Origin of the sequence: Rossellomorea aquimaris (assembly GCF_001877785.1) — a bacterium.
In the GTDB taxonomy this organism is placed as follows: domain Bacteria; phylum Bacillota; class Bacilli; order Bacillales; family Bacillaceae_B; genus Rossellomorea; species Rossellomorea aquimaris_A.
Map to the genome: position 1 here is coordinate 1 of NZ_MINN01000013.1, position 425 is coordinate 425.

The window sequence follows — 425 nt, forward strand, 5'->3', positions numbered from 1 at the left end:
ATTCTGAGTCGTCAACAGTACCGTCGTCCCTGTCCCCACGAGCGCGCGTACAATCTCCCATACCTGGTTGCGGCTTCTTGGATCCAGTCCCGTTGTCGGTTCATCAAGAAACAGCAAGTCCGGCGTGACGACGATGCTTGCGGCAATATCAATGCGTCGCCTCATGCCGCCTGAATACTTTTTCACTTGGCGTTTTGCTGCTTGTTCCAAGCCGAATGCCAATAGCAATTCCGATGCCCGCTGCTTTGCTTCTTTGGTCGTATAAAAAAAAAACAAAGAGCTGAATTATGTTCTCTAAACTGTAGTTTACCTGCGTAATCCACTCATTTTATACATACGGCTGAGAATCATGAACACCTTCACCTACATGATCAGACACTGTTACACACTGTAATAAGCAACAACAAGAACACTCGTTTACACTG

Annotated in this window: 1 pseudogene; it reads right to left on the minus strand. The window is 46.6% G+C overall.

Going from position 1 to position 425, the window contains the following annotated elements:
* A pseudogene (locus BHE18_RS00630) lies at positions 1-264 on the minus strand (ATP-binding cassette domain-containing protein); the annotation flags it as partial.
* Between the last annotated feature and the right edge of the window lie 161 nt (positions 265-425).